The sequence below is a fragment of the Spirosoma harenae genome (genome assembly GCF_054776975.1).
Genome location: NZ_BAAHBD010000053.1, coordinates 96,650 through 108,944 on the forward strand (window position 1 = coordinate 96,650; position 12,295 = coordinate 108,944).

At 43.4% G+C, this 12,295-nt stretch carries 11 protein-coding genes; 7 read left to right on the forward strand and 4 right to left on the reverse strand.

All coding sequences use genetic code 11. From position 1 onward, the window contains the following. Window positions 1-32: 32 nt before the first annotated feature. Entirely contained in the window at window positions 33-515 is a 483-nt protein-coding gene (locus tag ACYVE4_RS32095) for an NADH-quinone oxidoreductase subunit C (RefSeq protein WP_461044518.1), read from the forward strand. A 67-nt stretch (window positions 516-582) separates the two neighbouring features. Next, on the forward strand, window positions 583-2,250 hold the full coding sequence (locus ACYVE4_RS32100) for a hypothetical protein (RefSeq protein ID WP_461044519.1): 1,668 nt from the start codon (window positions 583-585) through the stop codon (window positions 2,248-2,250). Window position 2,251: 1 nt separating this feature from the next. Here ACYVE4_RS32100 and ACYVE4_RS32105 read toward each other — a convergent pair whose 3' ends face one another. Next, the gene (locus tag ACYVE4_RS32105) at window positions 2,252-3,616 is read right to left on the reverse strand and encodes a M28 family peptidase (RefSeq protein WP_461044520.1); all 1,365 of its coding nucleotides are present in this window, start codon (window positions 3,614-3,616) and stop codon (window positions 2,252-2,254) included. Between the two features lie 86 nt (window positions 3,617-3,702). Then, window positions 3,703-5,103: a dihydrolipoyl dehydrogenase gene (lpdA, locus tag ACYVE4_RS32110; RefSeq protein WP_461044521.1), complete on the reverse strand. Its 1,401-nt coding sequence runs from the start codon at window positions 5,101-5,103 to the stop codon at window positions 3,703-3,705. A gap of 213 nt (window positions 5,104-5,316) precedes the next feature. On the opposite strand from lpdA, the gene ACYVE4_RS32115 reads away from it, so the two are divergent. Then, window positions 5,317-5,883, forward strand: a complete 567-nt coding sequence (locus tag ACYVE4_RS32115; RefSeq protein ID WP_461044522.1) for a hypothetical protein — start codon at window positions 5,317-5,319, stop codon at window positions 5,881-5,883. A 4-nt stretch (window positions 5,884-5,887) separates the two neighbouring features. On the opposite strand, the gene ACYVE4_RS32120 is transcribed toward ACYVE4_RS32115, so the two are convergent. Then, window positions 5,888-8,068 (reverse strand): ATP-binding protein, encoded by a 2,181-nt coding sequence (locus ACYVE4_RS32120; RefSeq protein ID WP_461044523.1) that lies wholly within the window; start codon window positions 8,066-8,068, stop codon window positions 5,888-5,890. Between the two features lie 548 nt (window positions 8,069-8,616). Between ACYVE4_RS32120 and ACYVE4_RS32125 the strand changes: the two genes are divergently transcribed. The 3 genes from ACYVE4_RS32125 to nth all read left to right on the forward strand — a co-directional run bounded on the left by ACYVE4_RS32125 (window position 8,617) and on the right by nth (window position 10,200). Continuing rightward, the gene (locus ACYVE4_RS32125; protein WP_461044524.1) at window positions 8,617-9,216 is read left to right on the forward strand and encodes an RNA polymerase sigma factor; all 600 of its coding nucleotides are present in this window, start codon (window positions 8,617-8,619) and stop codon (window positions 9,214-9,216) included. Beyond that, window positions 9,191-9,442, forward strand: coding sequence for a hypothetical protein (locus ACYVE4_RS32130; RefSeq protein WP_461044525.1), 252 nt, complete (start codon window positions 9,191-9,193; stop codon window positions 9,440-9,442). The genes ACYVE4_RS32125 and ACYVE4_RS32130 overlap by 26 nt, the downstream gene beginning before the upstream one ends. Window positions 9,443-9,561: 119 nt before the next feature. Next, a complete protein-coding gene (gene nth, locus ACYVE4_RS32135; protein WP_461044526.1) occupies window positions 9,562-10,200 on the forward strand; it encodes an endonuclease III in 639 nt (212 codons plus the stop codon). A 174-nt stretch (window positions 10,201-10,374) separates the two neighbouring features. On the opposite strand, the gene ACYVE4_RS32140 is transcribed toward nth, so the two are convergent. After that, window positions 10,375-10,794 carry a nucleoside-diphosphate kinase gene (locus tag ACYVE4_RS32140; protein ID WP_461044527.1) on the reverse strand — a complete coding sequence of 140 codons (420 nt, stop codon included), beginning with the start codon at window positions 10,792-10,794 and terminating at the stop codon, window positions 10,375-10,377. A gap of 435 nt (window positions 10,795-11,229) precedes the next feature. Here ACYVE4_RS32140 and ACYVE4_RS32145 point away from each other — a divergent pair, with 435 nt between their 5' ends. Further along, complete coding sequence (locus tag ACYVE4_RS32145; protein WP_461044546.1) at window positions 11,230-11,724, forward strand: acyltransferase family protein; 495 nt, start codon at window positions 11,230-11,232, stop codon at window positions 11,722-11,724. Window positions 11,725-12,295: the final 571 nt, after the last annotated feature.

Genomic DNA, 12,295 nt, shown 5'->3' on the forward strand with positions numbered 1-12,295 from the left:
ACTAGACGCCTGAATAAATTCTCATCGATACGATGACCTTTTCTGAAATCACCTCCCTTTTAAAGGTTGAGTTTGGCATTGAACTACAAATAAATACCCAAAATCTTCAACCTTATTTGATTGTCCCGTCCAATCAACTTGTCTCCGTCTGCCAATTTTTGCGGGATGACGAACGGCTTTTTTTCGATTTACTGTCGTGCGTAACAGGCATTGATAATGGGCCAGAAGCGAATACGATGGAAGTCGTTTATAACCTCACGTCTATCCCCTACGAGCATAGTTTAATGCTGAAAGTAATTGTACCTCGCACGAGAAAATTGCCTTCTGTACCGAGCCTAGCACATATCTGGCGAACTGCCGACTGGCACGAACGGGAAGCCTTCGATCTTGTCGGTATCCAGTTTGAGAATCACCCGGATTTGCGTCGGATTCTACTTCCGAACGACTGGGTTGGCCATCCATTACGGACAGACTATGAAGAGCAAGAACAGTATCACGGTATAAAAACCAAATGAGGCTATTTTGCATTTACTACATGTTTATGTATTTCATTTGTCTTAACGGTGTCTGTTCTCTGAAGCAATGAAAAATTATTACCTGTATCTTTTCTGTAGTCTATTACTTTGTCTGTCAGCCGATTTCTGCGCGGCTCAGACTGATTCAGTAATCGTTACAGGTCGCATAAAAAACCTTTCGGCCCAACTCTACCGCGAATCGCCAACGGTATTTATTAGCCGAAATAATATTCTGCAAGCCAATCGCGAATTGGTACGTCCGGCTCCATTGAATGTTGACGGAACATTTCGGGTATCAATGCCGCTGATTTATCGGCAGGAAGAAATGTATTTCAACTACGGGCGAATTTCTACAGCCTTTCTGGCTTCGTCGGGTACGCTAACGATCGAACTGGATGCCGATTCGCTTTTTTCGGTGGCCGTTCCGTTTCGGTTTGGCGGGGTGAACGCCCAGGTAAATAATCAATTTGCTCGTTATAAAGCTTTTGAAGCAACGTATGCTAATAAGCCCGATGGCAAAAAACTAACCGCTCAGGTAAATGGTGTAAGTGACGAGGCCGTTTACCGAATTGTTTCCAGTGCGTATCAAGCTCCTTTTCAGGCATTTGCCTCTAAGGAAAAGGGGACTATTTTCCCGCTTCTCAGGCGCTGGGTTACTTATTCGGACCGCTATAATGCAGCCGCGTTCATATACGATAAAGCCACATACGAAAACGAAAATATTAGCAAATCAATCACCGATTCACTACGACCGGCAAACGATCAATTACTGACAGCAGCTCGCGCAACGGCCATGAACCGCTTCGCCAGCTACGCAAACCAACGGCTTTTAACCGAAACTGGTGGCAGAACGAATGGTCTGACAGTAAGAGCTTTAGCACTCCTACTTGAACGATACGGAAAAAACATAACAGCTTCGGAACGGATGCGCCTGCATGAATATGCCACAGCGAATTCAGCCCGTCAGAATGATCTTCGTTTCTTTGATGGTATTATAAAACGAAGCCCGGATACGCTTCAGCGACTGGTTAATTACGAAACGCTCATTCAACGTGCAATTCGTCAATTTGATAGCACAGCAGTGGATTATCTGTCTGCCTATATTTTAGCCTCTTCTCTGCCTACGGTTACGCTCGATTTCTCCCGTTTACTATACGACTATGCCCGCCCTCAGGTGAAAGACCCCGCTCTGATTCAGTCTCTTCATGAGTTATACCAGCTTGAGACAAAAGATAGCACTCAAATACGATCAGCGATACAGACCTTACGAAAAGCAGGTCGGGAAGCTAAAAGTCTGGAAATCTCATCAGGTATATTCGTTACACGCAACGACTTCGGTAGGGGTTCATCCCTTTTAGATCAGGTGATTAATGCCAATCGAGGAAAGGTAATCTATCTGCTCGTTGTTACGCCTTCCGATGAAGCCGCACGCCAGGCAGCATTGGACGCTCAGCGTTTACGAAGCTTTTATAGTTCGCGTGACTTCGCGCTGATTTATATCCCCATGAGTGAAACCGACAAATCGCTCTGGCCCGAACTCGCCACACGTTATAAACTTACTGGAGATCATTTGTTATTAACTGATTCTCAACTCTATGACGCCATCGAGCGATTACGTCCCGATGGTGACGTGTCAGCAGCCGTACTTAATCGGACTGGAAAGATCGTAAAACGAAACGCGCCCTTACCGGGCGCGCTCGAAGAAATCAGGAAACTGATTGACAAAAATTTATAGGTTACAACCCATACTGATCCAGCAGATACACCAGCGATGCCATGGATGCAGCACCTAATTCAAGTTCCCGCTGGCTAACGGCTTCAAAGGTATCAATGGTGGTATGGTGGTAATCGAAATAGCGTTGCGAATCGGGCTTGAAGCCAAATAAAACCGTTCCTAATTGCGCTAGTGGACCAATATCAGCTCCTCCACTACCCGCACCAATTTCAGCCAGACCATAAGGTGCCAGCAACGGTTTCCAGGGTGCCACTTTCGCCCGTTGCTCGGGCGTACCCACAATACCAAACCCACGCGGAGTAAATCCACCGTTATCGGATTCAACAGCGGCAATGTGTTTCTCGTTATTTTTTTTCGCCAGATCAGCGTATTGAATACCCCCACGAAGTCCGTTTTCTTCATTCATGAACATAACGGCACGAATCGTACGCTTCGGTTTGATACCCAATGATTTCAGAATACGCAGTACGTCAATCGACTGTACACAACCGGCTCCATCATCGTGAGCGCCTTCGGCCAAATCCCAGGAGTCTAAGTGTCCACCTACGACAATAATTTCGTCGGGTTTTTCGCTCCCTTTGATTTCTCCAACTACATTATAGGATTTCGCATCAGGCAGCGTTTCGCAGTTCTGTTTGAAATAAAATGTCAGGTTTGGGTTTTCCTGCAACGACTTGCTTAATAAATCAGCGCCATTTGTGCTAATAGCTGCTGTTGGAATCAGCGCAACGCCCGTAGCATAGCGCATACCACCAACGTGCGGATGGTCGTCGTGAAGCGTGGTCATCGAGCGGACAATAGCGCCAACAGCGCCTAGTTTAGCGGCTTCAGTAGCTCCATTAGCCCGCTGTTCAACGGCCCCGCCGTAGGCCTCAAACGTATTGATTTTATTGGGGTCCATCGGGCGATTATAGAAAACAATCTTCCCTTTCACCTTATCAGGACTCATTGCCCGCAATTCCGCAAAGCTTTTGACTTCAATAACGCCTGCCGAAACACCTTTAGGCCCTGTTGCTATTGAGCCCCCCAAGGCCGCAATTGGTACCGTAATTTTCAGTTTTCCGTTCTGGATGTAAGCTTCTTCTTTTGCACCGCGTACCCAATGTGGCACCATCACATCCTGCAAAAACACCCGGTCGAAGCCTTGCTGCTCCATCACTTGTTTGGTCCAGTCAACAGCTTTTTGCGCTCCGGCCGAGCCACTCAATCGCGGGCCTATTTTCTTGGTTAAATATCGAAGCCATTCGTAGGATTTCCCATTCGAGAGTGCTTCGTTATAAATCTTTCGGATCGTCACAGAGTCAGCGTTCTGGGCGTAACTATACCCTACGATCAGGCTTAGAAGAAGTGTAATTGTTTTTTTCATCCAAGATGGTTGTATTGGTTAAAAAGGCAAGATACAGAAACGCCCGGCTACTTCACAGCAGTCGGGCGTTTTGTATTTCTATTCAATTATATGTTTATGGCTCGGTTGTCCGTTGCGGCCAGACAAGCTTCTTTAAACGCTTCTGTATAAGTCGGGTGAGCGTGCGACATGCGGGACACATCTTCGGCTGATGCCCGGAATTCCATCGCCGTAACGGCTTCAGCAATCATATCAGCAGCACGAGCACCAATCATGTGAACACCCAGAATTTCGTCGGTTTCTTTGTGTGCCAACACTTTTACCAATCCATCCACATCCATACTCGCCCGCGCGCGGCCCAACGCCTTGAACGGAAATGAACCGACTTTATAGGGGATTCCCTCCTTTTTCACTTCTTCCTCCGTGTATCCGACCGAAGCAACTTCTGGCCAGGTATACACTACACCTGGAATCAGACGGTAATGAATATGGGGTTTCTGCCCTACAATAGTTTCGGCAATAAACGTACCCTCTTCTTCAGCTTTATGCGCCAGCATAGCTCCACGAATAACATCGCCCAACGCGTAAATATGTGAAACGCTCGTACGCAAATGCTCATCCACCTCAATACGGCCACGTTCGTCGGTTTTCAGGCCAGCGGCTTCCAGATTTAAGCCATCCGTATACGGACGACGACCGACCGAAACTAAGCAATAATCACCAGTGAGCGTGGTTTGTTCACCTTTCGGCGTATCCATCGTTACGACTACTTCATCACCTTTATTTTCAACCTTCGTGACTTTATGGCTGAAATAGAAATCTGCACCGAGTTTTTTAACGACTTTCTGAAGTTCCTTACCCATCGTTTTATCCATGGTCGGAATCATCGAATCGGCAAACTCAACGAACGACACTTTGGCTCCGATTCGAGCATAAACCGAGCCGAGTTCAGCACCAATAACCCCAGCACCGATCACAATCAGATGTTTTGGAATTTCTTTAAGGGTTAAAGCTTCCGTTGAGGTAATAACTCGCTTCTTATCAATCGGCATTGATGGAAACGACGATGGTTTCGAGCCGGTTGCAATAATGATGTTCTTGCCCGTGATGGTCTGCTCCGAACCATCGGATTTGGTAATTTTTATAGTATGTGGATCAACAAACGAACCGACGCCATGAATCTCATCGATCTTGTTTTTCTTCATCAGATAGGTAATTCCTTTGGTCGTCTGATCAACAACACTTGCTTTCCGGGCAATCATCTGCGCCAAATCGACCTCCAAATGATCGAGCTTGATACCATGTTCAGCAAACGTGTGAGCTGCGTTGTAATAATGTTCCGTTGAGTCGAGCAATGCCTTGGACGGAATACAGCCTACATTCAGGCAGGTACCACCCAGAGCTGGGTATTTCTCAATGATGGCGGTTTTTAGGCCCAGTTGCGCACAACGAATAGCCCCGGTATAACCGCCGGGCCCCGAACCAATCATAATAACATCGTATTCCATAGAATTAGAAAAAAAGACGACTTATAAAGACAGACAAAAGACTCAGAAAGAAAGATAATAGAGCGCTAACATACCTTGCTTCACACATATAACACCTTTCTTCGAAACAAAATGCAAATTTGGGCTAGAATTTGATTACCCAAACCGATTTGCAAAAAATCGTGTTGGTGGTACTATAAAGCCCTTGCCGCTCTGGGCCATTTTGTCTTGTTTATGCGCCTTTTTTTTTCCATTCTCTTGCTTGCTTCGCTGGGACTCAGCAGTTGTACCGATTCCACTCAACAGACTCAGCCAGCCATTTATTACGATGTTTTAAGCTTTGTCAAACGGCAGATTGCCGATCTGTCAGATCAAAAGCCGCTTGTTAATAAATCGGTGGCGATCAATGAGAAACAGAATCAGCAAATTACCCACGATATTAACTGGGAGCGTGAACTGGAATTATTTACACAGGCTGATATCAATAAACCTGCACTTCAGGGCAGCTATCAGATTATTCGCCCTGATTCCCTCACCTATCAGTATTTATTGAAAGATTCAACCGAACATTTAATTGTTCGTTCCCTCTTTGTAAAACTAGATTCTCTAACTCGCCAGCCCCGCCGGATTGAAGCTAGCTTATATACCAGCAATCCGCTTTACACATCAAAGCGTAATCTGTTACTCGAAAGCGGGCCTAAGGGAGAACAGTGGCGTGTGCAACATTATAAATTATCGGGCTATCAGAAACTTCCTTATTTCGATAAAAATGAGTTTTTAGTCGAAGGAAAAGTACAATAGCAACTCAGGCCGTGGCTAGATTTGGTAATACGGGTAGGATAAAAATAAAGGTAGTTCCTTCGCTTGGGCCTGAGTGAATTTCGTAACGACCCTGAATCAGATCCATTCGCGCCTGAATGTTATGCAGTCCCATACCTGACGCATCGGCTGGATTCATGCCACAGCCATTGTCTTTCACAATCATATTCAGTTCATTATTGAACCGTTTAAACAGAATCGTTGCTTCAGTAGCCTGCGAGTGCCGAATGATATTGCTGCACAATTCGATACAAATCGAATACAGATTGAATTCAGCAGTTTTTCCTAGACGCGGTAATTCAGCGTTCTCTAAATGAAACTCAATTTTCTGACTGATATTGAGCTTATGAACCAAACGCGTCAATGCTTCTGACAGACCCTGTTTTTCTAATTCGTCTGGTTGAAGATTGTGCGATAAGTAACGAATTTCAGCGAACGCTTCTTTACTCATATTCAGTAGATTATGATAAATCTGCTGTTCCCGATCACCCATCTTCGCCGGGTTTAAGGCGGATAAACTAGTTTTAATAGCAGCCAGCAATCCCCCCAAACTATCGTGTAGATCAGCCGCCATTCGCTTCCGTTCAAGCGTTTGTCCCCGCAACAAGGCTTCTTCAATTTCACGGTTTTTAGCCCTAAGTTGATCGTTAGCGAGTTTTAATTCTGCTGTTCGGGCTAATACTTTATCCTCCAAATCGGAATTCAGCGCTTCGATCTCAAGTTTCTGACGATTAATCAGCCGATTTTTTCGGTAGTATACAGCCAGGAATCCCAACAGCATCGCCAGCCCGCCAATCAATACAATCCGCAGTAAACTGGCTTGCTCAATATCATGACTGAGTTTATCTATATGCGCTCGTTGCTCCAACCGGCTCTTCTGCGATTCGGCCCGCAATCGCTCAGTTTCAATCCATTGCTTTAGGTGATTCATCCGGGTTTCGCTCGCCAATTGCTCCCGCTCCGACTCAGCCCGAACCCGCTCCAGTTCCGCTTGTCGACGTACATTCAGTAACTGTTGCTGTTGGATAAACCGCTCTTTTTCAGCAGCAATTCGAACCTGATTGACATCATATTTTTTTTGTACAGCCGATAATTCATCGATACGCTTAAGATTGGTCAAGCTATCACGAAGCATGCTGTATTCTTCATACATGTTTAACGCCTGAACGGGTTGATTAGCTTGCCGATAAGCTCGATATAAAGACTGGCTTGCCATTTGCCGTAAGCGCGTATTGCCAGACTCCCTCGCAACAACAATTGCCTTTTCACCAAATTCAATAGCCAATTTCGGTTGACTAGTTAGCGTATAGGACTCTGACAACCTTGCCCAAACAGCAGCCTGTCCGATCATATCCTTTAATTGGGTCCAGACGGCTAAACTTTCTTCAAATACCTTAATCGCTCGCTCGGGTTGCCGTCGGCTGATGAAAAAATCACCCAATCGCTCATCAGCATAGGCAAGGTTTATCTGCGAATGGGTATCTAGTGCAATTTGTCGACTTGTTTCGTATTGTTGCCTTGCCTGCTCATACTGTCCTCTGCTCTCATATATCTCTCCAATCTGAGCAATCGCCTGACTGGTTAGCAATTGACGGTTTTTAGGCGTTAAGGATGTATTGAAACTAAGTGACGTCAATGAATGCTGGTAGCTCATCAACGCCTTGTCATCCTCTTTCAAGAGCATATAGATGTCGCCCATATTCATCTCCACCTGCCAACGAGGGGAGTTTTCACGGGGCAATTTCCTACATAATTCAGATGCCCGTTGATTGATTTGGAGTGCATAAGGGTAATCTGCTTTGATGGTTCGGATGTAAAACTCCTGTAGCATCATTGCCCGAACAGTGTAGAGGTCATTGTGATACAACAACGATTGCTCTTCCAATTTCTTTGCATATAGGAAACTACTGTCGCGCTGTACACCTCGCATCTGCTTGAAAACAAGGGCCATAAAGCGTATACCTTCTAATCGCAGCGTATCATTAACTCGACTCCGGGGTAATCGGTCAGCAATTTGTCGATGGGTTCGTCCCAACGTCAGCAAGCTGTCCATATAAGCTGCGTCAGTGCGCCGGTCAAAATTCAGTTCTGGTAATTTTGGGCATGGCTGAGCCAGGCAGGTTATATACCCGCCGAGCAGCACCAATCCAATCCAGACCGACCTCATAGAATAATACTCACAAAAGTAAAGCGGATATATGCGCGCTGTCTTATCGCTTAATCATCTCATTAAACGTGATATCGGTACGAAAATAAGGATTTAGTAAAGTAAATCAAGGTATTGCCTATACATAGGTATATTTTACACAACGTATAAAGGTGGCGAACTTCTAAGTAACCAAATTAATTTAACCCTACGATTAGCTTTTATCCGGTAAATATCCCTTTACTTTACAACGCAAAAAAAATTAATCTCTTTTTTAAACGGTTGGCCTATAAATTGAATCTATACATATGCATTCAAACGTAAGTACAATTAATTCTCCGAATAAGCTATATTTGGCAAGAAGAAACACTTACAGTATTTTTTCTTGTTGGAAATAGAATTTTTAAAGGAAAAAGCTATTGTTTGGCAGATTTTTTGTACTGTTTATTTGGATTTAAACAGAAAAGTTTAGTATCTTCAAGGCTGGATCACGGTAAGAATATAAAAAACATAACCCCCTCATACACTATCGGAACACAACTCTACGTTACCTAATTGTCTTACTGAAAATGGAAAAAGCCCAGGTAAACGACAGTGAGTTGATTTCCCTGTATATCCGTGGTAATGAAAAAGCCTTTGCCAAACTCGTGCAACGGCACAAATCGAAGATCTATACCACTATTTATCTGATTGTAAAAGATCAGTACATAGCAGAAGATTTAATGCAGGACACGTTTATTAAAGCCGTGGACACGCTTAAATCCGGTAGATACAACGAGGAGGGAAAATTTCTACCCTGGATTATTCGAATTGCTCACAACTTGGCCATTGACTATTTCCGAAAAGATAAACGCTACCCCAGTGTGGTGTTTGAAGACGGAAGCAGTGTGTTCAACACGCTTGAGTTTGCCGAAGACTCGGTTGAGTCGATGCAGATTCGCCAAGAAACACACGAGCATTTGCGCGAGTTGATCCAGCGATTGCCAGAACAACAACGTCAGGTGCTCATTATGCGGCACTACGAGGAAATGAGTTTCCAGGAGATTGCCGATGCAACCGGCGTCAGTATCAACACGGCATTGGGACGTATGCGTTATGCGCTGATCAATCTGCGCAAGCAACTGAGCAAACGTTCGCCGAGTTATGATAAAAACCTTTACACAAGATGATGTGATCCGGTATGTCTATGAGGAGACCTCGCCAGAGGAAAACCTGCTCATTGAAGACGCCCTGATGTCGGAACCGGAATTGATGACGTTCTTCCTCGAATCCCTCGAATTGAGGGCTTTGATGAATAAGATAGAACGCCAGCCAAGACCGAATACGATTCAGTCTATTCTGGATTATTCCAAAAACCATCCCGCAAATCCACCGGCCCGAACACGACATTCGTAATTTGTGGCGGTTGTTAGGCAACGCGGTCTGAAACCGTATAGCCGAAAGTGAATTGATAGCTCTGTAGAGCGTCAATTCGCTTCCGGCTATACGGTTTTCTGCGCTATTTTTTACATGTTATGCAAAAGAAAGAACGGTTTCGGCGTTTTATTGACTATTTCACAGAGCACTATCCCGAACCCAAAACAGAGTTGAATTTCGATAATCCGTACGAATTACTGGTGGCGGTCATTTTATCAGCCCAGTGTACCGATAAACGAATTAATCAAATCACTCCTGCCCTATTTACCCGGTATCCAGAAGCCGAATCCCTTGCGGCAGCTTCTGTCGATGAAGTATTCAGCTATATCTGCAGCGTGTCTTACCCCAACAACAAGGCAAGGCATCTGGTTGGAATGGCAAAAGCGTTAATGGAAAAATTTGGCGGAGAAATTCCTGCTACCCTGGAAGAACTGCAGACCTTACCGGGAGTTGGTCGCAAAACAGCCCATGTAATTTTATCCGTTGTTTACAACGAACCGACTATGGCAGTAGATACGCACGTTTTTCGGGTTTCGCACCGATTAGGTCTGGCTCCCTTAACAGCTACTACCCCCTTATCCGTCGAAAAAGCGTTGATGGCCCATATCCCGAAAGTATATGTTCCGAAAGCGCATCACTGGCTCATTCTACACGGGCGTTATATATGCCTGGCCCGTGCTCCTAGGTGCAACGCCTGTGCATTAAAGGAGTTTTGTAAATATTATGAAAGTATCTGAACCAGGATTTTTATGATTTAACTGACTGACTTTGATTCCGAACCACACGGGCGGCCCCTCGGGATTGAACGGATTTTCGGACTAAGCTGATTTTGTTTTACCGCTTTGTTGAAGCGTTACCATCAGTTACAAAATCGTAGTCGGTCAGTTAAATCATAAAAATCCCGGTTCGGATTAGTACTGTTCCGTACTGGCGAAGAAGAAATTACTTTCGATTTCAGCGTTTTCGTCAGAATCGGAACCATGAATAGCATTCGCTTCCATTGATTTAGCATATAGCTTACGAATCGTTCCTTCTTCAGCCTGAGCTGGATTGGTTGCGCCAATCAGTTTACGGAAATCGGTAACGGCGTTCTCTTTTTCCAAAATCATCGGAATGATGGCTCCCGACGACATATATGTCCGCAGGTCGTTGTAAAACGGGCGCTCTCGGTGAACGGCATAAAATTGACCAGCGCGCTCGCTTGTTAGCTGCGTTTTTTTAATTGCTACAATCCGGAAACCAGCTTCTTCAATGTGTTTGATGATTGCTCCCGTATGCCCCGCTTCAACAGCGTCGGGCTTAATCATGGTGAATGTACGATTTGTTGCCATCAGGGGATATTGATATCCAAATTTTATTTGGGCGCAAAGGTAGGTACTTTTCATTTAGGAGCATACACTACACCGAAAACATCCCTAAACTGGTATAAATGGCACTCTACAAGTTGTCGTATTTCGCAAACGCACCTTATCTTGGCCCTAAGTCAACCAGAGTTAAGTTTTATTAGACAACATTATATATGCCGCACTCATCTTAGTGGAACACAGATAATTATTAGTTCAATATTTTCTAAAGCGTAATATTGTTTGAAGCAGTCCACAAAGCTTATATAGATTAGTAAATCATAAATAGCCAGCATAAAGCATACCTATTGTTTATTTACGAATCTGCATACAGCCAAGCATTATTTTCATGAATAAAAATAATTTTGATTTTCTTAGATTTATTTTTGCTTCTGTTGTTGCGTGTAGACATATCATAGACTTATCAAAAAAAATACAAAACTATTTTTTCTAGAGCCGTATTTTGATTCCTATATGGGGGCTACTGTTTTTTTTGTAGTAAGTGGTTTTTTAATATGGAAAAGCTATGCCTCAACACATAATTTTTCTTCTTATTTTGAAAAGAGAGCACGGAGAATTTTACCTGCTTATTTGGCATTTGTTTTTATAGCCATAATTAGTCTTGCCTTTGTAAGTCGATTATCGCTCCATGATTATTTTACAAGCAAACAATTATATACATATGTGTTTGCTAACCTCACATTTCTAAACTTTATTCAGCCATGCCTACCTGGCGTTTTTGACGAAAATTGGCAATGTGCTGTCAATGGCGCTCTATGGACAATAAAAGTCGAAATTATGTTTTATTTCTTTGTTGCTTTGTTTTATACTATTATTAATAGAGTATCTCGAAAATATATTTTATTAATTGCCGTCTATTTTTTTCAATACTTTACAAAACATACCTCGAAAGTTTAAATGACCCGTTGATGAGTATTTTAAGCCGTCAATTACCTGGTTTTCTTTCTTATTTTGTGAGCGGGATTTCTTTCTATTACTATTATAATTTTTACATAGCAAATAAAAACAAATTTCTTATAATAAGTTGCATTCTATTAACTATAGAACTCTATTTTGGTATAGAAATTTTCAGACCACTTGCCTTTGCAGGGCTGATTTTTTATATATCATATAGTTTTCCGTTGCTTAATAATTTTGGCAGATACGGTGACTTTTCTTACGGAATATATATTTTTCATTTTACACTCATTCAACTATTTGTACATTATAATTTATTTGAGATATATAATCCATTTGCAGTTTCCACTTTAGTTTTAATTATAGTACCTATCCTCGCCGTGTTATCCTGGCACTTTATCGAAAAACCATTCTTAAAGAGACGCGTTCATTCTATTCAATCTTCCCAATCAGTATAAGAACACGTTGGAGAATTAAGAGAGGTTGAGACTCGGCAAACTTGTATCGCCTGATACGCTTAGACATGACCAACTAGTTTTCCAAACCGACCACTCCAACGGCTCATCGTCAG

Excerpts from the sequence above, each read along its gene's own strand:
- ACYVE4_RS32130 (WP_461044525.1), top strand. The coding sequence starts at position 9,191 with ATGATAAAAACCTTTACACAAGATGATGTGATCCGGTATGTCTATGAG.
- ACYVE4_RS32105 (WP_461044520.1), bottom strand. The coding sequence starts at position 3,616 with ATGAAAAAAACAATTACACTTCTTCTAAGCCTGATCGTAGGGTATAGT.
- ACYVE4_RS32120 (WP_461044523.1), bottom strand. The coding sequence starts at position 8,068 with ATGAGGTCGGTCTGGATTGGATTGGTGCTGCTCGGCGGGTATATAACC.
- lpdA (WP_461044521.1), bottom strand. The coding sequence starts at position 5,103 with ATGGAATACGATGTTATTATGATTGGTTCGGGGCCCGGCGGTTATACC.
- nth (WP_461044526.1), top strand. The coding sequence starts at position 9,562 with ATGCAAAAGAAAGAACGGTTTCGGCGTTTTATTGACTATTTCACAGAG.
- ACYVE4_RS32095 (WP_461044518.1), top strand. The coding sequence starts at position 33 with ATGACCTTTTCTGAAATCACCTCCCTTTTAAAGGTTGAGTTTGGCATT.
- ACYVE4_RS32100 (WP_461044519.1), top strand. The coding sequence starts at position 583 with ATGAAAAATTATTACCTGTATCTTTTCTGTAGTCTATTACTTTGTCTG.
- ACYVE4_RS32125 (WP_461044524.1), top strand. The coding sequence starts at position 8,617 with ATGGAAAAAGCCCAGGTAAACGACAGTGAGTTGATTTCCCTGTATATC.
- ACYVE4_RS32140 (WP_461044527.1), bottom strand. The coding sequence starts at position 10,794 with ATGGCAACAAATCGTACATTCACCATGATTAAGCCCGACGCTGTTGAA.
- ACYVE4_RS32115 (WP_461044522.1), top strand. The coding sequence starts at position 5,317 with ATGCGCCTTTTTTTTTCCATTCTCTTGCTTGCTTCGCTGGGACTCAGC.